Below are 18,919 nucleotides of genomic sequence, written 5' to 3' on the forward strand. Positions count from 1 at the left end.
CCAGGGGCCCGGCCCGTAGATACCGCCGAAGGCTACGCGCTGAGCGCGGCGCGACCGGTCAGTTGTCGTCCTCGTCGATCAGGAAGCCCCGCATCGGCGACGGCGCCTGCTGCATGGGCTGCTGCCCCTGCGGCCGGACCGGTGCCATCGGCTGGGTCATCGCCGGGGACATCTGCTGCTGGCCGCCGTAGGACGGCGCACCGCCGGAGGGGCCGCCGTGGCCGCCCATGGACGGGTTGCCGCCCATGGAGTGCGAGCCCATGCCCGCGCCGGCACCCGCCATCGAGGGGGACGGCGGCAGCGAGGCGGTCGCCGGGGTCCGCGGCGGGGCCAGCGAGTCGTCGGCCTGGTTCTCCAACTGGCGCAGCTGGCTCTCCAGGTAGGACTTGAGCCGGGTGCGGTACTCGCGCTCGAAGCCGCGCAGGTCCTCGACCTTGCGCTCCAGCGTGGCGCGAGCGGACTCCAGCGAGCCCATCGCGACGCGGTGCTTCTCCTGCGCGTCCCGCTCCAGCGCGTCGGCCTTGGCGCGGGCGTCCCGCTCCAGACCCTCGGCACGGCTGCGCGCCTCACCGACGATCTTGTTGGCCTCGGACCGGGCCTCCGCGATGGCCTGATCGGCCGTCTGCTGCGCGAGCGAGAGCACGCGGGCCGCGCTGTCGCCGCCCGGACCCTGGCCCGGCTGCGGCAGCTGGGGGCCGGGGCCGCCCATCGGACCGTTCTGGCCCATGCCGTTCGGGTTCATGCCGTTCTGACCCATGGGACCGCCGAGCGGGCCGCCCATCGGGCCGTTCTGACCCATCGGGCCGGGACCGTGCGGACCCTGCGGGCCGGGTCCGTGGCCGCCGGGGCCGGGGGGCAGCTGCGGGGCGCCGCCGGGCAGCTGAGGGGGGCCGCCCATCTGCTGCTGCTGTTGTTGCTGTTGCTGTTGTTGCTGCTGCTGTTGCTGGGGCGGCACAGGCTGCGGACCGGATATGGCGGCGGGCACCGGGGCGCCCGGCCGCTGGTCCTGCGGCTCCTGCTGCTTGCGCATCCCCTGCTGCTGGTTCTGCGCGGCGGCCCGAGTGGCCGCGGCCAGCTTGGCTCGCAGGTCCTCGTTCTCGCGGAGGAGGCGGGTCAGTTCGGCTTCGACCTCGTCGAGGAAGGCATCGACCTCGTCCTCGTCATAGCCTTCTCGGAGACGGACGGTCGTGAACTGTTTGTTCCGTACGTCCTCGGGGGTCAACGGCATCTCTTCTTCACCTCAACGTAGTCGTCGGCAATCGGCAAGAACGTATGTGACATCGCGCTCACACCCAGCTCACCGCGGTGATCAGGATGTAGACGATGATCATCAGTACGAAGAAGGACAGGTCGAGCGCCACGCCCCCGAGACGCAGCGGCGGAATGAACCGCCGCAGAAGCTTGAGTGGCGGATCAGTGACAGTGTAGGTGGCCTCCAGAACGACCACCATCGCCTTGCCGGGTTGCCATGAGCGGGCGAACTGGAAGACGTAGTCCATCACCAGCCGGAAGATCAGCACGATGAGGAAGCAATACAGCGCGATGTAGACCACCTGTAGTGCGATGCCCATCTCGCGCGTCCCTCTCCCCTTGCTCGTACCAGGCCAGTTGGCCGTTACTCACGGTCTTGCCGGTGTTGCGTCTCAGCTCTGGTTGAAGAACCCGCCCTCTGCGATGCGGGCCTTGTCCTCCGCCGTGACATCGACGTTAGCAGGAGACAGCAGGAACACCTTCTGCGTCACCCGCTCGATGCTGCCGTGCAGTCCGAAGACCAGACCGGCGGCAAAGTCGACAAGTCGCTTCGCGTCCGTGTCGTCCATCTCGGTCAGGTTCATGATCACCGGAGTGCCCTCGCGGAAGTGTTCCCCGATGGTACGGGCCTCGTTGTAGGTCCGCGGGTGCAGTGTGGTGATGCGGTACGGCTCCCGCTCGGACACAACCTTGGGCATGATCACCGGTGCGTTCTTCTCCAGAGACTGACGTTCGGGTGTGATGGACGCCACGGGGGCGATTCGCGCGGGTCGTCCGCTTTCCGCTACGAGCGGAGCAGGCTCCCGCTGCGCCGGCGGGTGCGCGACTCGCACCGGTTCGTCCTGTTGCGTCTGTTGGGGCTGCTGTTGCCTTCGAGCCCGGTCGGGCTCCGGCTCTGGTTCGAACTCGTCATCGGGGTCGAACCCCGGGCCGTCGTACCCATCGTCCTCCACGAGGCCGAGGTAGACCGCCATCTTGCGCATCGCGCCGGCCATGCTCCGCATCCTCCGCTCTGTGGTGGATCGGCTCCGTCACCGGTCGCCCTGGATCCACTCGGCCTGCCCGCCCTTTGGCGGAAATGACCATATTTTGTGCTGTGGTCCGACCTGCTTGGCGACGTTACCTGAGCCTGGGTCGGACTCCGAGTACCGCAGTGCCGACGCGTACATGTGTCGCCCCCGCCGCCACTGCGTCCTCAAGGTCCGCGCTCATACCTGCCGACACCATGTTCGCAGCCGGATGAGATATGCGCAGGCCCGTTGCGATTTCCGTCAACCGCTCGAACGCCGCGCGCTGCCTGCCGGCATACGTTCCGGCCAGCGGAGCCACCGTCATGACCCCGTCCAGCCGGAGCCCTTCGGCCGCCGCGACGGCGTCCGCCAGCGCCTCGACGCCGTCCGGCGCGATCCCGCCGCGCTCCCCGCGCTCGCCCGACTCCGCGTCGAGGGCCACCTGGACGAGCACGCCGACCTCCCGGCCGGCCCGCACCGCCCCGGCGGAGAGTGCCGAGACCAGCTTGGGCCGGTCGACGGACTGCACCACATCGGCGTAACTCACCACAGACCGTACCTTGTTCGTCTGCAATTGACCCACAAAGTGCCAGTTGAGGGGCAGATCGGCAGATTCCGCGGCCTTGGGCGCGGCGTCCTGGTCGCGGTTCTCCGCGACGTGACGCACCCCCAGCTCCGCGAGCAGCCGAACGTCGCTCGCCGGGTAGGTCTTGGTGACCACGATGAGGGTCACTTCTTCACGCTTGCGGCCGGCGGCGGCACAGGCGGCGGAGATACGTTCCTCCACCCGTGCCAGGTTCTCGGCCAGTTCATTCCTACGATCCGTCACAGCTCAGCCGTCCAACCAGACATAGCTCGCGAGCCGCCCGGTCGTGCGCTCGCGCCGGTAGGAGAAGTGGTCCGCCGACTCCAACGTACAGACGTTCGACCGAACGCTGATGTCGACACCGAGGCGGGCGAGTTGAGCGCGTACGCCCGCCGTCACATCCACGGCCGGGGTCGACCACGAGGTGGTGGACCACGCCTCGGGCACGTCCTCGGCGACCTCGGCGCGCATCGCCTCCGGCACCTCGTAGCAGCGGCCGCACACCGAGGGCCCGAGGTGGCCGACGATCCGCGCGGGCTCGGCGCCCTGCCGGACCATCTCCGCCACGAGCGCCGGCACCACCCCGGCCACCAGCCCCGGCCGCCCCGCGTGCGCGGCGCCCGCGACCCCGGCGTAGGGGTCGGCGAGCAGCACCGGAGCGCAGTCGGCGGTCAGGACGGCGAGCGCGAGGGAGCGACGGGTGGTCACCACCGCGTCCACGGCAGGAGGTTCGGCGTCCCATGGCCCGTCGACCACGGCCACGTCGCGGCCGTGCACCTGGTTCATCCAGACGACCGCCGCCGGGTCGAGGCCCAGCGCGCCGGCGGCCAGCGAGCGGTTGGCCCGTACGGCCGCGGGGTCGTCGCCGACCGCGCCGCCGAGGTTGAGCGTGTCATACGGAGCGGCGCTCACCCCGCCCCACCGGTCGGTGAAAGCGAAGTGCGCGCCGCTGTCGTCGTGCTGTTGCCCTATCACTTCAGGCAGTTCACTTGAGGAAGTCGGGAACGTCCAGTTCCTCGGCCGTGCTGTCCTGGTACGGACGGGCCGGCGGGACCTGCGGCGAACTGATCGGGGGCGGCGGGACCTCGGAGACCGGGGTCGGGTCGGCCTGGGCAGGCTCCTCCTCGCGCGGGGCCGTCACGCTGCCGAGGCCCCCGAAGGACGGGCGGGCCGGCTCGGCCGGGCGGCTCGGGGCCGGGGCGGGAGCGCCCTCCTCCCGGCTGCCGTAGGTGGAGCCGAGCACCTTCTCGCGGTTGCCCTTCGGCGGCGGCTGGCCGCCGTCGAAGCCCGCCGCGATGACGGTGACGCGGACCTCGTCGCCGAGCGCGTCGTCGATGACCGCGCCGAAGATGATGTTGGCCTCGGGGTGCGCCGCCTCGCTCACCAACTGCGCGGCCTCGTTGATCTCGAAGAGGCCGAGGTCGCTGCCGCCGGAGATGGAGAGCAGCACCCCGCGGGCGCCGTCGATGGACGCCTCCAGCAGCGGGGAGGAGATGGCCATTTCGGCGGCGGCCACCGCGCGGTCGTCGCCGCGCGCCGAGCCGATGCCCATGAGGGCCGAGCCGGCCTCGGACATGACGGACTTGACGTCCGCGAAGTCGAGGTTGATCAGGCCCGGGGTGGTGATGAGGTCGGTGATGCCCTGGACGCCGGAGAGCAGTACCTGGTCCGCGGACTTGAACGCGTCGAGCACGCTCACCTGGCGGTCCGAGATCGACAGCAGCCGGTCGTTGGGGATGACGATCAGGGTGTCGACGTTCTCCCGCAGGCCGGCGATGCCGTCCTCGGCCTGGTTGGCGCGCCGGCGGCCCTCGAAGGTGAACGGCCGGGTGACCACACCGATCGTCAGGGCGCCCAGCGAGCGGGCGATGTCGGCGACGACGGGCGCGCCGCCCGTGCCGGTGCCGCCACCCTCACCCGCGGTGACGAAGACCATGTCGGCCCCCTTGAGGACCTCCTCGATCTCCTCGCGGTGGTCCTCGGCCGCCTTGCGGCCGACGTCGGGGTTGGCGCCGGCGCCGAGGCCGCGGGTGAGCTCCCGGCCGACGTCGAGCTTGACGTCGGCGTCGCTCATCAGCAGGGCCTGCGCATCGGTGTTGATCGCGATGAACTCGACGCCCTTGAGACCGACCTCGATCATCCGGTTGATGGCGTTCACGCCACCGCCGCCGATTCCGACGACCTTGATGACTGCGAGGTAGTTCTGCGGTGCTGCCACGTCGAAGGCCTCTCGCCTCGAGTTACGTATGCCTGGGGGACGGTTCTGAATGCCGACCCGAACCCTAACGTTGAAGTTTAGGGTTACCGGTGTCACTGTTCCGTGGGTTCTCCGAACAGGACACTAAGTCGACAAGTGGCGCACGTTCAATGAACACGCCGAACCTCCCGTTTTTCTTTTCACCCTATGTGATCACCCATAGCCCTAGCCAACCAGGGTGCTGGCCTGCTGCGATGTGCGTCAACTTCCGGACACCGCGGGCGAGCTGGGGGCACTTACGTCGAAATGGTCCGCTCCATGGGCCGCTTTCATCAGCGCGGTGAGCGTCCGGGCCTTCTCCGCCCCCCGCTCACCACTCCCCCACACGACCTCCCGATCACCCGTCAGCTCCAGGGTGATGGAGTCGTACGAGCGTACGCGGATGGTCCGGGTCTCCTTGCGGACCGCGGCGGGCAGCTCGGCCGCCACCCGGACGGCCTCCTTCCGGAGCCGGTCCGGGCCGAACCGCCGCAGGCTCGACGCGGTCGGCCCGTTGGCCTTCCCGGGTTCCACCGCCAGAAATGGGACACCTCGCGGCGGCTTGTCCACTGTGGCGAAACGCACGCCCCCGGCATCGACTTCGACGAACTTCGCACCCTGCTTGATGAGGGCTTCGGGCCGCCGCTCGGTCACTTTCAGGCTGATTCCGTGCGGCCAGGACCGTTCGACACGCACGGTGTCGATGCGCGGCAGCTTCGCCCGCAGCCGTGCCGCGACGGCGTCCGTGTCCACGGAGACGAGGGGCGCGCCGAGCGGGACGCGCGCCGCGTCGCGCACCTCACCGCGGGTCAGCACCTCGGTGCCGCCGACCTTCACCTGCGTCGCGCGCAGCCAGTCGGAACCGTACAGCGCCCAGACGGCGGCGCCGCCGACCAGCACGGCGGCGACGGCGGAGAGGATCAGGGTGCGGCGGCTCGGCAGCCGGCGGCCGCCGCGCCGGGGCGGGCCGGACCCCGACGACTTCTGCTTCTGCTGCGGCCTCGATTTCGGTTTGAGTCCCAGCTTCGTCTGAAGCCGAAGCTTTGACTTAACCCTCTTCGAGTCACCGCGCTGAGCGGTCGTCGGTCCGGCCACGCTCCCCTAGCCTCCTGCTCCTACGGGCCGTTCAGCCCGTTCTGCGTGCGGCGATCGCCTCGTACACCATCCCGACGAGCAGCTCGTCGGCGTCCCGGCGGCCGAACTCCGCGGCGTGCCGCGACATCTCGTACAGCCGGTGCGGGTCGGCGAGCACCGGCAGGACATTGCCCTGCACCCACTCGGGGGTCAGCTCGGCGTCGTCGATCAGCAGCCCGCCGCCCGCCTTGACCAGCGGCTGGGCGTTGAGCCGCTGTTCGCCGTTGCCGATGGGCAGCGGTACGTACACGGCGGGCAGCCCGACGGCGGACAGCTCGGCGACGGTCATCGCGCCCGCGCGGCAGAGCATCATGTCGGCCGCGGCGTACGCGAGGTCCATCCGGTCCACGTACGGTAGCGGGATATAGGGCGGCATACCGGGCATGTTGTCGACATACGGCAGCTCATTCTTCGGGCCGACCGCGTGCAGGATCTGGATGCCCGAGCGCTGGAGCGCCGGCGCGACCGCCTGTACGACCTCGTTCAGCCGCCGCGCGCCCTGCGAGCCGCCGGAGACCAGCAGCGTCGGCAGGTTGGGGTCGAGACCGAAGGCGGCGCGCGCCTCGGCCCGGACCGCGCCCCGGTCCAGGGTGGCGATGGAGCGGCGCAGCGGGATGCCGACATAGCGGGCGCCGCGCAGCTTGCTGTCGGGCGTGGAGACCGCGACGGACGCCGCGTAGCGGGAGCCGATCTTGTTGGCGAGGCCCGGGCGGGCGTTGGCCTCATGGACGATGATCGGCACACCGAGCCGCTTGGCGGCCAGATAGCCGGGCAGCGCCACATAGCCGCCGAACCCGACCACGCAGTCGGCCTTGGTCCGCTCCAGGATCTGCTCGGCCGCCTTGATGGTGCCGCGCAGCCGCCCGGGGACGGTGATCAGCTCGGGGGTCGGCTTGCGGGGCAGCGGCACGGCGGGGATCAGCCCCAGTTCGTAGCCCCGCTCCGGCACGAGCCGGGTCTCCAGGCCCTTCTCCGTGCCGAGCGCCGTGATCCCCACGGTCGGGTCCTGCCTCCGCAGGGCGTCCGCGAGGGCGAGCGCGGGCTCGATGTGGCCGGCGGTCCCCCCACCGGCGAGTACGACATGCACCGAAATTCACCGCTCTCCGGACGGTCGCTTCTTGACGCGCCGTCTCATCGTCTTCATCGCCCCAGCCCGCTTCTTGCTGAAGACAGGCTGCCGCATGGCCAACGCCGCTCGCGCACCGGGCTGCTCGCGCGCGAAGGCGATCAGCAGTCCGATGGCGAACATGGTCGGCAGCAGGGCGGACCCTCCGTAGGAGAACAGCGGGAGCGGGACTCCGGCGATCGGCAGCAGACCGAGCACCGCACCGATGTTGACCATGAACTGCGCCATGATCCAGGTGGTCACGCCTCCCGCGGCATACCTCACGAAGGGGTCCTCCGTGCGTCCGGCCACGCGGATACCCGCATAGCCTAGAGCCGCGAAGAGGGCGAGCACCGACAGCGTCCCCGCCAGCCCCAGTTCCTCGCCGGTGATGGCGAAGATGAAGTCCGTGTGCGGCTCGGGGAGTTCACCCCATTTTTCCACACTCGCGCCCAGTCCGGAACCGAACCATCCGCCGTTGGCCAGCGCGTAGATTCCGTGCACCGCCTGCCAGCACTGGTCGTGCGGGCCGGGGTCGGTCGCGCCGATGCAGGCCAGCCGTCCCATCCGGTTGGCGCTCGTCTTGATGGCGAGCACGGCGAGGGCCCCGGCGACGCCGAGGACGCCCGCGAAGAGCCGGGTGGGGGCGCCCGCCAGCCAGAGCATGCCGAAGAGGACGGCGGTCAGGATGATCGAGGTGCCCATGTCGCCGCCGAGCATGATCAGGCCGAGCAGCAGGAAGGCTACGGGCACCAGCGGCACCAGCAGGTGCTTCCACTGGGTGAGCAGCTTCTTGTCCTGCTTGCGGGCCAGCAGGTCGGCGCCCCACAGGACGAGGGCGAGCTTGGCGAACTCGCTGGGCTGGAGCTGGAACGGGCCGCCGAGCGAGAGCCAGTTGGTGTTGCCGTTGATCGTCTGGCCTATCCCGGGCACCTGCACCAGGCAGAGCAGGAAGACGGTGCCGGCCAGCAGCGGGTAGGCGAAGGCGCGGTGCAGCCGCAGCGGCGCGCGGCAGGCCACCACCATCAGCACGCCGCCGAGGACGGCCGCGACCAGCTGCTTGCGGAAGAAGAAGGTGGGCGCCTGGCCGTACTGCAGCGCCTTGATCTGGGAGGCCGAGTAGACCATCACCAGGCCGAGCACGATGATCAGCAGGCTGCCGCCGAGCACGAGGTAATAGGCGGTCAGCGGCCGGTCCCACGCCCGCTTGAGCCGCGTGGGCAGCCCCTTGAGGCCGCCCGTCGCGCTCCGGCGCGGGGGGCGCGGGCCCCCGGCGGCCGGGCTCCGGCGCTGCGGGCCGGCGGCTCTCGCGGTACGGGGTGTCGCCCCGCCGCGCGCCGCCCCCCGCGGCGCCTTGGCGGCAGGCTGGTCGGCCTTCATCTCGTATCCCCTCCAGGGTGCCCGCGCACGGTCCTCGCGCGGGGACCCGCGGGCTACCGCTCGGTCGCGTCCCGGCCCGTGGCCAGTGCGCGCACCGCGTCCGCGAAGGCGTCGCCGCGCTCGTTGTAGTTGGCGAACATATCCATCGAGGCGCACGCGGGCGCCATGAGGACCGTGTCCCCCGGCCTGGCCAGCCGCTTCGCTTCGCGGACGGCCGCCGCCATCGCACCAGTGTCCGTCCGGTCGAGGTCGACAACCGGGACATCTGCGGCGTGTCGCGCGAGCGCTTCGCCGATCAGGGCGCGGTCGGCGCCCATGAGGACGACGCCGCGCAGCCGGCCGGCCGCCGCGGTGACGAGGCCGTCGAAGGTGGCGCCCTTGGCGAGGCCGCCCGCGATCCAGACGATCGGGTCGTAGGCCGCGAGCGACGCCTCGGCGGCGTGCGTGTTGGTGGCCTTGGAGTCGTCGATGTAGGCGACGCCGTCGACGTCCGCGACGTGTTCGATGCGGTGCGCGTCGGGACGGAAGGCCCGCAGCCCGTCCCGTACGGCCGCGGGCTCGACGCCGAAGGCGCGGGCGAGGGCCGCGGCGGCGAGGGCGTTGGCGATGTTGTGCGGCGCGGGCGGGTCGACGTCGGCGACCTCGGCCAGCTCCTGGGCCTGCTGCTGACGGTTGGTCACGAAGGCCCGGTCGACGAGGATGCCGTCGACGACGCCGAGCTGGGAGGGGGCGGGCGTGCCCAGGGTGAAGCCGACGGCCCGGCAGCCCTCCACCACGTCGGCCTCGCGGACCAGCGCCTCGGTGGCGGGGTCGGCGAGATTGTAGACGCAGGCGACCTCGTTGCCCTCGTAGATCCGGCCCTTGTCGGCGGCGTACGCGGCCATGGAGCCGTGCCAGTCGAGGTGGTCGGGGGCGAGGTTGAGGACGGTGGCGGAGTGCGCCCGTACGCTCGGCGCCCAGTGCAGCTGGTAGCTGGAGAGTTCGACGGCGAGGACGTCGTACGGCTCGTCGGAGAGGACCACGTCGATGAGCGAGACGCCGATGTTGCCGACGGCCGCGGTCCGCAGCCCGGCCGCCTCCAGGATCGACGCCAGCATCCGGACGGTGGTCGTCTTGCCGTTGGTGCCGGTGACGGCGAGCCAGGGGGCGGCGTCCGGGCCGCGCAGCCGCCAGGCCAGTTCGACGTCGCCCCAGACGGGGACGCCCGCCTGCTCGGCGGCCGCGAAGAGCGGACTGGCGGGCTTCCAGCCGGGGGTGGTGACCACCAGCTCGGTGCCCTCGGGGAGGGTGTCGCCGTCGCCGAGGCGGACGGTGACGCCCAGCGCCTCCAGTTCGGCGGCCTGGGCGCGCTCGCGCTCGCCGTCGCTGCCGTTGACCGCGGTGACCCGGGCGCCGAGGCCGGCCAGGGCGCGGGCGGCGGGGACGCCGCTCACGCCGAGGCCGGCGACGGTGATGCGCTTGCCGTCCCAGTTCACTTGATGGCCAGCCAGCCGGCGTAGAAGAGGCCGAGTCCGACGGCGACGCACAGCCCCTGGATGATCCAGAAGCGGACCACCACAAGGACTTCGCTCCACCCCTTGAGTTCGAAGTGGTGCTGGAGTGGCGCCATGCGGAAGACGCGCTTCCCGGTGAGCCGGAAGGAGCCGACCTGGATGACCACGGACATGGTGATCAGCACGAAGAGGCCGCCCAGCAGGGCGAGGAGCAGCTCCGTGCGGGAGCAGATCGCGAGTCCGGCGAGCGCGCCGCCGAGCGCGAGGGAGCCGGTGTCGCCCATGAAGATCTTGGCGGGCGAGGTGTTCCACCACAGGAAGCCGAAGCACGAGCCCATCAGGGCCGAGGCGACGACCGCGAGGTCGAGCGGGTCCCTGACCTCGTAGCAGGCGGCGCCCGCGGTCAGCGGGTTGGCGCAGGACTGCCCGTACTGCCAGACGCCGATGAACACGTACGCGCCGAAGACCATCACGGAGGCGCCGGTGGCGAGGCCGTCGAGGCCGTCGGTGAGGTTCACACCGTTCGACATCGCGAGGATCATGAACAGCGCCCAGACCGCGAAGATCACCGGGCCGATGGACCAGCCGAAGTCCTGCACGAAGGAGAGCTTCGTGGAGGCCGGGGTCGCGCCGCGGGCGTCCTGGAACTGGAGCGCCAGGACGGCGAAGGCGATGCCGACGATCAGCTGGCCCGCCATCTTCGCCCTGGCCCGCAGGCCCAGGCTCCGCTGCTTGACGATCTTGATGTAGTCGTCCAGGAAGCCGACCAGGCCCATGCCCGCCGTGAGGAACAGCACCAGCAGGCCGGAGGGGGTCGGCCCGCCCCCGGTGAAGACCTTCGTCAGCGCGTACGCGATGAGCGTGGCGAGGATGAAGGCGATGCCGCCCATGGTGGGCGTGCCGCGCTTGCTGTGGTGCTCGCGCGGCCCGTCGTCGCGGATGAACTGGCCGTAGCCCTTGCGGGCCAGGAACTTGATCAGCAGCGGGGTGCCGATGAGGGTCAGCAGAAGACCGATGACTCCCGCGAAGAGGATCTGCTTCATGACCCGGCGACCTCGCCCTCGCCGGCCGTCAACGCCTCGCCCAGCCGCTCCAGCCCCACCGACCTGGACGCCTTCACCAGCACGACGTCACCCGGGCGCAGCTCTCTGCGCAACAGGTCGATCGCCGCCTGCGCGTCGGACACGTGCACCGACTCCTCACCCCACGAACCCTCGTTATAGGCGCCCATTCGCAGCCAGGCCGCTTCCCTGCCGCCGACTGCCACGAGCTTGCTGACGTTGAGCCGGACGGCCAGCCGCCCGACCGCGTCGTGCTCGGCGAGCGACTCCTCGCCGAGCTCGGCCATCTGACCGAGTACGGCCCACGTACGGCCCCCCGCTGCCGAAGCGGCTCCGCCCATGGCGACGAGCGCGCGCAGTGCCGCTCGCATGGATTCGGGGTTCGCGTTGTAGGCGTCGTTGACGATCGTCACGCCGTCCGCGCGCTCGGTGACCTCCATCCGCCAGCGGGAGAGCTGGCCCGCCTCGGAGAGCGCCCTGGCGATCTCGTCTGCGGGCATGCCCAACTCATGGGCGACGGCGGCCGCGGCGAGCGCGTTCGACACGTGGTGCTCACCGTACAGCCGCATGGTCACGGGCCCGCACCCGGTGGGTGTGTGAAGCGTGAAGGCGGGCCTGCCGTCCTCGGTGAGCCGGACGCCCTCGGCGCGTACGTCCGCGTCCTGCGCCTCGCCGAAGAGGACCGTACGGGCCTTGGTGCGTGCGCCCATGGCGCGGACCAGCGGGTCGTCGGCGTTGAGCACGGCGATGCCGCCCTCGGCCTCCGTCGGCAGCGCCTCGACCAGCTCGCCCTTGGCCTCGGCGATCTGCTCGCGGCCGCCGAACTCGCCGATGTGCGCGGTGCCGACGTTGAGGACGACGCCGACCCGCGGCGGGGTCAGCTCCGTCAGATAGCGGATGTGGCCGATGGACCGGGCGCCCATCTCCAGCACGAGGTGCCGGGTCGCGGCGTCGGCGCGCAGCGCGGTGAGCGGCAGCCCGATCTCGTTGTTGAACGAGCCGGGCGTCCACACCGTGGGGCCGATCCGCTCCAGGAGCTGGGCGATCAGGTCCTTGGTGCTGGTCTTGCCGACCGATCCGGTGAGCGCGACGAGCGTGGCGCCGAGGCGCCGCGCGACGGCCCGGGCGAGCGCGCCCAGGGCCGCGACGACGTCGTCGACGACGATCGTCGGCACGGCCCGGTCACCGCCCCCGAGGGGGCGGGCGGCCAGTACGACCGCCGCGCCGGCCTCGACGGCGCGCTCGGCGTAATCGTGGCCGTCCACGTGCTCACCGGCGAAGGCGGCGAAGAGCCCGCCCGGCCGTACGTCGCGGGAGTCGATCACGACCGGTCCGGTGACCCGCTGCTCCGGGTCCGGCAGGTCGTACGGCTGCCCGCCGACGATGGCGGTGATCTCGGCGAGGGACAGGTCGATCACCGCGATTCACCCCCGGCCGTTCGAGAGAGCTTCCGGGGTGAGGGTTGTACGCACATGGCGGTCTGTCATCCCTGGTTGATCCGGTGCTTGGGGGCCGCTTCGATGGCCTCGCGCAGAACCTGGCGGTCGTCGAAGGGGCGGACCACTCCGGCGATGTCCTGGCCCTGCTCGTGGCCCTTGCCCAGGATGAGAACGGTGTCGTCGGGGTCGGCGCGGGCGACGGCGGCTGCGATGGCGTCGGCACGCTCCTCCGCGAGGAGGACGGTGCCGCGCTCGTGGGCGGGCACCTCGGCGGCGCCCGCGAGCATGGTGGCGAGGATCGCGAGGGGATCCTCGGAGCGGGGGTTGTCGGAGGTCAGCACGGCGGTGTCGGCGAGCCGGGCCAACGCCGCGCCCATCGGGGCGCGTTTGTGCGGGTCGCGGTCGCCGCCGCAGCCGAGAACGGCGTGAATACGCCCCTTGGTGACCTTGCGCAGGGCTCGCAGAACCGATTCGACGGCATCGGTCTTGTGCGCGTAGTCGACGACGGCGAGATAGGGCTGGCCGGCGTCGACCCGGTCCAGCCGGCCGGGTACGCCGGGGACGGCGGCGACGCCGTCGGCGGCGGTCTGCGGGTCGATCCCGGCGACGGCGAGCGTGGTGATCGCGGCGAGCGCGTTGGCGACGTTGAACGTGCCGGGCAGCGGCGACGCGGCCCGTACCCGCTGACCGTCCGGGCCGAGCACGGTGAAGATCGAACCGTGCGGGCCGATCTCGACCGCGTCCGCCCGCCAGTCGGCGTCGGGGTGGCCCTCGGCCGAGAAGGTGGTGACCGGGACCTCGGACTCGCCGCGGGCGAGCCGCTGGCCGTACTCGTCGTCGAGGTTGACGACGCCGACGCGGCTGCGGGCCGTGGTGAACAGCTGCGCCTTGGCCTGGAAGTAGTCCTCCATCCCCGAGTGGAACTCCATGTGCTCCGGACTCAGGTTGTTGAAGACCGCGACGTCGAAGACGCAGCCGTCGACGCGACCGAGGACCAGGGCGTGGCTGGAGACCTCCATGGCGACCGAGCGGACGCCGCGCTCGCGCATGACGGCGAAGAGCGCCTGGAGGTCGGTGGCCTCGGGCGTGGTGCGCTCGGACTTGATCCGCTCGTCGCCGATGCGGGTCTCCACCGTGCCGATCAGGCCGGTGAGTCCGCCGTCGCCGCGCTCGGCGGCGGCCTTGAGGCCGCCCTCCATGAGATACGCGGTGGTGGTCTTGCCGGAGGTGCCGGTGATGCCGATCTGGAGCAGGTCGCGGCCGGGCGCGCCGTAGATCGTGGCGGCCAGTGCGCCCATCCGTGCGCGCGGGTTGTCGACGGTGAGCACCGGCAGACCGGTGGCGGCGGCGCGGTCGGCGCCCGTCGGGTCGGTCAGCACGGCGACCGCGCCGAGGCTCGCCGCCTGCGCCGCGAAGTCCGCGCCGTGGAAGCGCGCGCCGGGCAGGGCCGCGTAGACGTCGCCGGGTCGCACCGCCCGCGAGTCGTGGGTGATGCCGGTCGCGGCGCCCCGCGGGGCGTCCGCCTCGGCCGCGACGCCCAGCTGACCGGCCAGCTCCGCGAGGGACACGGGTTGGACCTGGGTGGGGCGGGGCGCTCCCGGGTACGTTTCGGGGGCGTCCTTCTGGGTGGTTTGGAACTGATCAGCTTGGGGCACGGCGGTGAGCGTACCGGGCGCACCCGCTTCGCCGCGAAGTGAGGGGCGCGCCGGGCCGCGGTTCCCCGGCTCGGGGGTGATGGTCGTCACGGCCGGTCCGGCTCACTGACCGGGCTCATACGTCACGGGCAGTCCAGGGGGTTGTTTTCCGGACGGCGGCACCTGCATCGTCTTCAGCGCGAACCGCATGACCTGCTGGTATACCGGCCCGCAGATCTGGCCGCCGAAGTAGCTGCCCTTGGTGGGGTTCTGGATGGCGCAGTAGACCGTGACCCTCGGCTGGTCGGCCGGCGCGAACCCGGCGAACGAGGCCGTATATCCGTGGTAGCGGCCGGTCTTGGGATCCACCCGGTTGGACGTGCCGGTCTTGCCCGCGACGCGGTAGCCGGGGATCTTCGCCTTGCCGCCGGTGCCCCCCTGGTCGTCCACGACGGATTCGAGCATCGTGGCCAGGGTCTTGGCGGCCTTCTCGCTGACCACCCGGTTCTTCTCGGGCGCCGGGGCCGGCTCGAAGCGGCCGTCGGGGCCCTTGGTGCCGCGTACGAGGGTGGGGGTGATGCGCTCCCCGCCGTTGGCGATGGTGGAGTACACGGACGCGCCCTGCACGGCGTTGAGGGAGAGCCCCTGGCCGAAGGGGATCGTGTACTGCTGGGAGGCGCTCCAGTCCTTCGGCTTGGCGAGGATGCCGGGGGTCTCGCCGGGGAAGCCCAGCCCGGTCGGCTGTCCGATGCCGAACTTGTGCAAATAGGAGTAGAGGACCTCGTTGGCCTGCTTCTGGTTCTTGCCGAGCTGCTCGCTGGCGAGGATCGTGCCGATGTTGCTGGACTTGGCGAGCACGCCGTTGAGGGTCAGATGCCAGGTCTCGTGGTCGATGTCGTCGGCGAAGGACCGGTCGGCGCGCGGCAGCCGGTTGGGGACCTCCACCTTGGTGCCCGGGGTGGCGGCGCCCTCGTTGAGCACGGCCGACATGGTCATCAGCTTGCTGACGCTGCCCGGCTCGTACGCGTCCTCCACGGCGGCGTTGCCCATGGCGGAGGCGCTGGCGTGCGCGAGGTCGTTGGGGTTGTAGCCCGGGGCGTTGGCCATGGCCAGGATCTCGCCGGTGCGGGTGTCCTGCACTATGACGTAACCGCGGTCCGCCTTGGACTTCTTCACCTGCTTGGAGATGGCGCTCTGGGCCGCCCACTGGATGTCCCGGTCGATGGTCAGCTCCACGTCGGAGCCGGGCACGGCGGGCTGCTCCTTGACGTCGGCGGTGGGCACCTGGCGGCCGCCCGACTGGGCGTAGACGAGCTTGCCGTTCTTGCCTGCGAGCTGCTTGTCGAGCTTGGCCTCGACTCCGCCGCCGCCCTTGCCCTCGGTGTTGACGAAGCCCAGTATCCCGGCGGCGAGGTCTCCGCCGGGGTAGACGCGTTTGCTGTGCGGTTCGCGGTTGACCCCGGCCAGGACATTGGTGCCCTTGGTCTTCACGGCCTTGTCGGCGAGGGCGGCCTTGAGGTCCTTGATCTGGTTCCAGACCTGCGGGGACTGCTGGCGGGCGAGGACCGCGTACTTGGACTTGGGGTTGGCCGTGAGCTTGTGCTCCAGGTCTTTCTCCGGCTGGCCCAGGATGGGCGCGAGGAGCGTGGCGGCCTGCCGCGCGGCGTCGGGGATCTCGGCCCGGTCCGGCGTCAGCAGGTCCGGGGCGGCCGTGACGTCGTAGGCGTCGATGGTGGTCGCCAGGTCCACGCCGGCCCGGTCGGTGATCGTGCCGCGCTCGGCGGTCAGGGTGACCGGGATGTAGCGGTTGACGTTCGCCTTGGCGGCGTAGGCGCTGGCGTCGACGGCCTGCACCTGGAGGAGGCGGACCACGAACGCGAGGAGGACGAGGGCCATGGCGAGCCCGACGAGCCGCAGCCGGGGGCGCGGGCTGCCGAGCCGGATGGACTGGGGTCCGCCGCGGGGGCGGGTGGGGCGCGAGCCGGGCCGCTTGGCGTTCGGCCGGGCGGCCGCGGGCCGCTGCCGCGGGGGGCCGGGGGCGCGGCGGCGGGGGTCCTTGGGGTCGCTCACGCGTCACCTGCCGGGGGTCGGGGTGGCCTGTACGTCCGTACGGGCCGGGGGCGCGGCGTCGTGGCCGGGGATGGCGTCTGGTGCTGTGGGCGCGCCTGGGGCGGCAGGAGCCTGGAGGGGCGCCGGGGGCTGCGGCTGGACCGGGACCGTGTACGAGACGGGCTCGTCCCCCTCCGGCGCCGGGGACGGCGAGCCATGGACCGTGCCGTCCGGGCCGAGGAAGGCCGGATTGCCGCCGGGCACCATGCCCAGCTCCCGGGCGCGCCGGTCCAGCGCGTCGGGGGCGGAGAGCTTGTCGACGTCCTGTTGCAGCGACTGCTGCTCGTCCGTCAGCTCGGTGGTCTGCTTCTCCAGCCTGCTGAGCTCGAAGGAGCCCTGGTTGAGCGAGGAGTTGAGCACCAGGAGGCCGATCAGCCCGGAGCCGAGCAGCACCACGACGAGCAGCACGAAGGGCGTCCGCTTCGCCCCCGCCGGCCCAGCGGGCAGCAGGCGGCCGAGCCGGCCGCCGGGGCGTCGCGCGGCGGCCGTCACGGGGCTTCCTCGCGGATGCGCTGGGCGGCGCGCAGCCGGGCGGGGGCGGCACGCCGGTTCTCGGCGATCTCCTCCTCGTCCGGCAGCTCCGCGCCGCGCGTGAGCAGCTTGAGGCGGGGCTGGTAGCGCTCGGGCACGACGGGCAGGCCGGGCGGCGCGGTGTTGGCGGCCCCGGCGGCGAAGACCTGCTTGACGATCCGGTCCTCCAGCGACTGGTACGACAGGACGGCGATCCGGCCGCCGACGGCCAGCGCGCCCACCGCTGCCGGAATGGCCTGCTCCACGCTTGCCAGTTCGCCGTTGACCTCGATGCGCAGCGCCTGGAAGGTGCGCTTGGCGGGGTTGCCGCCGGTCCGCTTGGCCGCCTGCGGCAGCGCCTCGCGGATCAGGTCGACGAGGCGGGCGCTGTTGCTGAACGGCTCCTTCTCCCGCTCCCTGACGACCGCGCCGACGATCCGCTTGGCCTGCTTCTCCTCGCCGTACGCGCGCAGGATCCGCACCAGCTCGCCGGGCGGATAGGTGTTGAGGACCTCGGCGGCGCCGATGCCCGTCGTCTGGTCCATGCGCATGTCCAGCGGCGCGTCCTGCGCGTACGCGAAACCGCGGTCGGCCTCGTCCAGCTGCATGGAGGAGACGCCGAGGTCGAAGAGGACGCCCTGGACGCGCGGGATGGCGAGCCGTTCCAGCACGTCGCCGATCTCGTCGTACACGGCGTGCACGAGGGTGGCGCGGTCCCCGTACGGCGCAAGGCGCTCACCTGCGATTTCGAGGGCCGCGGGGTCCCGGTCGAGGGCGACGAGCCGGGCTGCGGGGAAGGTGGAGAGCAGTGCTTCGCTGTGCCCGCCGAGGCCCAGTGTGCAGTCGACGACGACCGCTCCGGGCTCCGCGAGTGCGGGCGCCAGCACGTCGAGACAGCGCTGGAGCATCACCGGAACATGTCGCGCTTCGCTGGCCATGCGCCCTTCTGAAGGGTTCGGCGCGGGTCCGTGCGTGCCGCCGGGTCCCCGCCCGCTCGAAGGGGAAGCGGCCGGTCTGGCGCCGGGGAAGTGACGTCAGGCGACCGGAGCGGGAGGAGGCCGAGCGGTACGTACGCCCCGCGCACGTGGAGTAATCGGTTCCAAGGGGAGCGTCACGCCTCCCACTTCGCGCCACTTTAGTCCACTCGTCCCCTCGGTCAACCAACCGGCCAGCGCGTCCCGCGACCGCCCGCGACGACCGCTCCCACCCGCGTGGCGGCGGGGCGATAGGCCATGTGGGTTACCTCACAGGCATCCGTGCGACACGGGTTTATCGACCCGTACAGAGCCGGGACGACCTGCGGCGGGCTACCTTCGTACACATGTCGATATCCGCGTCTCAGCCGCCGCCCCAGCACGATGGCGGCGCCCCCGCCGAAGGAACAGTCACCGACCGCCTGGTCGAGGCCAACGAACGCTACGCCGCCGCCTTCCGCGACCCGGGCATGGACGCCCGCCCGGTCCTCAAGGTCGCCGTCGTCGCCTGCATGGACGCCCGCCTCGACCTGCACGCCGCGCTCGGCCTGGAGCTCGGCGACTGCCACACCATCCGCAACGCGGGCGGTGTGGTCACCGACGACACCATCCGCTCCCTGACGATCAGCCAGCGCGCGCTGGGCACCCGCTCGGTCGTGCTGATCCACCACACCGGCTGCGGCCTGCTGGGTCTGACCGAGGACTTCCGGCATGATCTTGAGGACGAGGTCGGTCAGCGCCCGTCGTGGGCGGTGGAGGCGTTCAAGGATCTCGACAGCGACGTGCGGCAGTCGATGCAGCGCGTGCGCACCTCGCCGTTCCTGCCGCACACCGAGGATGTCCGGGGCTTCGTCTTCGATGTGACGACGGGTCTGCTCCGCGAGATCGACGGGCAGGGCTGAGGCCGCGAACGGCCGCCCGGCCGCCCGCGGAACCGGCCGCGGCGGAGAGTTATCCACAGGCGGTGACGGGACGCCGCCCGGACGGCGAGAATACG

Annotated in this window: 17 protein-coding genes; 1 reads left to right on the plus strand and 16 read right to left on the minus strand. The window is 71.6% G+C overall.

Annotated features, from left to right (window positions below):
• Positions 1-58: 58 nt before the first annotated feature.
• From AB0I22_RS32075 to rsmH, 16 genes are all read right to left on the minus strand, one after another.
• The gene (locus AB0I22_RS32075) at positions 59-1,228 is read right to left on the minus strand and encodes a DivIVA domain-containing protein (RefSeq protein WP_363134493.1); all 1,170 of its coding nucleotides are present in this window, start codon (positions 1,226-1,228) and stop codon (positions 59-61) included.
• A gap of 58 nt (positions 1,229-1,286) precedes the next feature.
• Positions 1,287-1,571: a YggT family protein gene (locus AB0I22_RS32080; protein ID WP_363134494.1), complete on the minus strand. Its 285-nt coding sequence runs from the start codon at positions 1,569-1,571 to the stop codon at positions 1,287-1,289.
• Between the two features lie 72 nt (positions 1,572-1,643).
• The gene (sepF, locus tag AB0I22_RS32085) at positions 1,644-2,246 is read right to left on the minus strand and encodes a cell division protein SepF (RefSeq protein ID WP_363134495.1); all 603 of its coding nucleotides are present in this window, start codon (positions 2,244-2,246) and stop codon (positions 1,644-1,646) included.
• A gap of 124 nt (positions 2,247-2,370) precedes the next feature.
• Entirely contained in the window at positions 2,371-3,090 is a 720-nt protein-coding gene (locus AB0I22_RS32090; RefSeq protein WP_363134497.1) for a YggS family pyridoxal phosphate-dependent enzyme, read from the minus strand.
• A 3-nt stretch (positions 3,091-3,093) separates the two neighbouring features.
• Positions 3,094-3,822 (minus strand): peptidoglycan editing factor PgeF, encoded by a 729-nt coding sequence (pgeF, locus tag AB0I22_RS32095; RefSeq protein WP_363134498.1) that lies wholly within the window; start codon positions 3,820-3,822, stop codon positions 3,094-3,096.
• Between the two features lie 10 nt (positions 3,823-3,832).
• Positions 3,833-5,065, minus strand: coding sequence for a cell division protein FtsZ (gene ftsZ / locus AB0I22_RS32100; RefSeq protein WP_363134499.1), 1,233 nt, complete (start codon positions 5,063-5,065; stop codon positions 3,833-3,835).
• Positions 5,066-5,305: 240 nt separating this feature from the next.
• On the minus strand, positions 5,306-6,178 hold the full coding sequence (locus AB0I22_RS32105) for an FtsQ-type POTRA domain-containing protein (protein WP_363134501.1): 873 nt from the start codon (positions 6,176-6,178) through the stop codon (positions 5,306-5,308).
• Positions 6,179-6,209: 31 nt separating this feature from the next.
• Positions 6,210-7,304 carry an undecaprenyldiphospho-muramoylpentapeptide beta-N-acetylglucosaminyltransferase gene (gene murG, locus AB0I22_RS32110; protein WP_363134502.1) on the minus strand — a complete coding sequence of 365 codons (1,095 nt, stop codon included), beginning with the start codon at positions 7,302-7,304 and terminating at the stop codon, positions 6,210-6,212.
• A 6-nt stretch (positions 7,305-7,310) separates the two neighbouring features.
• Positions 7,311-8,702, minus strand: a complete 1,392-nt coding sequence (gene ftsW / locus AB0I22_RS32115) for a putative lipid II flippase FtsW (protein ID WP_363134503.1) — start codon at positions 8,700-8,702, stop codon at positions 7,311-7,313.
• Positions 8,703-8,755: 53 nt separating this feature from the next.
• A complete protein-coding gene (gene murD, locus AB0I22_RS32120; RefSeq protein WP_363134504.1) occupies positions 8,756-10,177 on the minus strand; it encodes a UDP-N-acetylmuramoyl-L-alanine--D-glutamate ligase in 1,422 nt (473 codons plus the stop codon).
• Positions 10,174-11,238, minus strand: coding sequence for a phospho-N-acetylmuramoyl-pentapeptide-transferase (gene mraY, locus AB0I22_RS32125; RefSeq protein WP_363134505.1), 1,065 nt, complete (start codon positions 11,236-11,238; stop codon positions 10,174-10,176). Before mraY ends, murD begins: the two co-directional genes overlap by 4 nt.
• Positions 11,235-12,674 (minus strand): UDP-N-acetylmuramoyl-tripeptide--D-alanyl-D-alanine ligase, encoded by a 1,440-nt coding sequence (gene murF / locus AB0I22_RS32130; protein WP_363134506.1) that lies wholly within the window; start codon positions 12,672-12,674, stop codon positions 11,235-11,237. Before murF ends, mraY begins: the two co-directional genes overlap by 4 nt.
• Positions 12,675-12,739: 65 nt before the next feature.
• Complete coding sequence (locus tag AB0I22_RS32135) at positions 12,740-14,440, minus strand: UDP-N-acetylmuramoyl-L-alanyl-D-glutamate--2,6-diaminopimelate ligase (protein ID WP_363134507.1); 1,701 nt, start codon at positions 14,438-14,440, stop codon at positions 12,740-12,742.
• 12 nt (positions 14,441-14,452) lie between these two features.
• Positions 14,453-16,399 carry a penicillin-binding protein 2 gene (locus AB0I22_RS32140; RefSeq protein ID WP_363134508.1) on the minus strand — a complete coding sequence of 649 codons (1,947 nt, stop codon included), beginning with the start codon at positions 16,397-16,399 and terminating at the stop codon, positions 14,453-14,455.
• Positions 16,400-16,402: 3 nt separating this feature from the next.
• Complete coding sequence (locus tag AB0I22_RS32145; RefSeq protein WP_363134509.1) at positions 16,403-16,930, minus strand: septum formation initiator family protein; 528 nt, start codon at positions 16,928-16,930, stop codon at positions 16,403-16,405.
• Positions 16,927-17,886 (minus strand): 16S rRNA (cytosine(1402)-N(4))-methyltransferase RsmH, encoded by a 960-nt coding sequence (gene rsmH, locus AB0I22_RS32150; protein WP_363134510.1) that lies wholly within the window; start codon positions 17,884-17,886, stop codon positions 16,927-16,929. Before rsmH ends, AB0I22_RS32145 begins: the two co-directional genes overlap by 4 nt.
• Before the next feature lie 383 nt (positions 17,887-18,269).
• On the opposite strand from rsmH, the gene AB0I22_RS32155 reads away from it, so the two are divergent.
• A complete protein-coding gene (locus AB0I22_RS32155; RefSeq protein WP_363134511.1) occupies positions 18,270-18,824 on the plus strand; it encodes a carbonic anhydrase in 555 nt (184 codons plus the stop codon).
• Positions 18,825-18,919 lie beyond the last annotated feature (95 nt).

It is taken from the genome of Streptomyces sp. NPDC050610 (assembly GCF_040654875.1).
Lineage (GTDB): Bacteria > Actinomycetota > Actinomycetes > Streptomycetales > Streptomycetaceae > Streptomyces.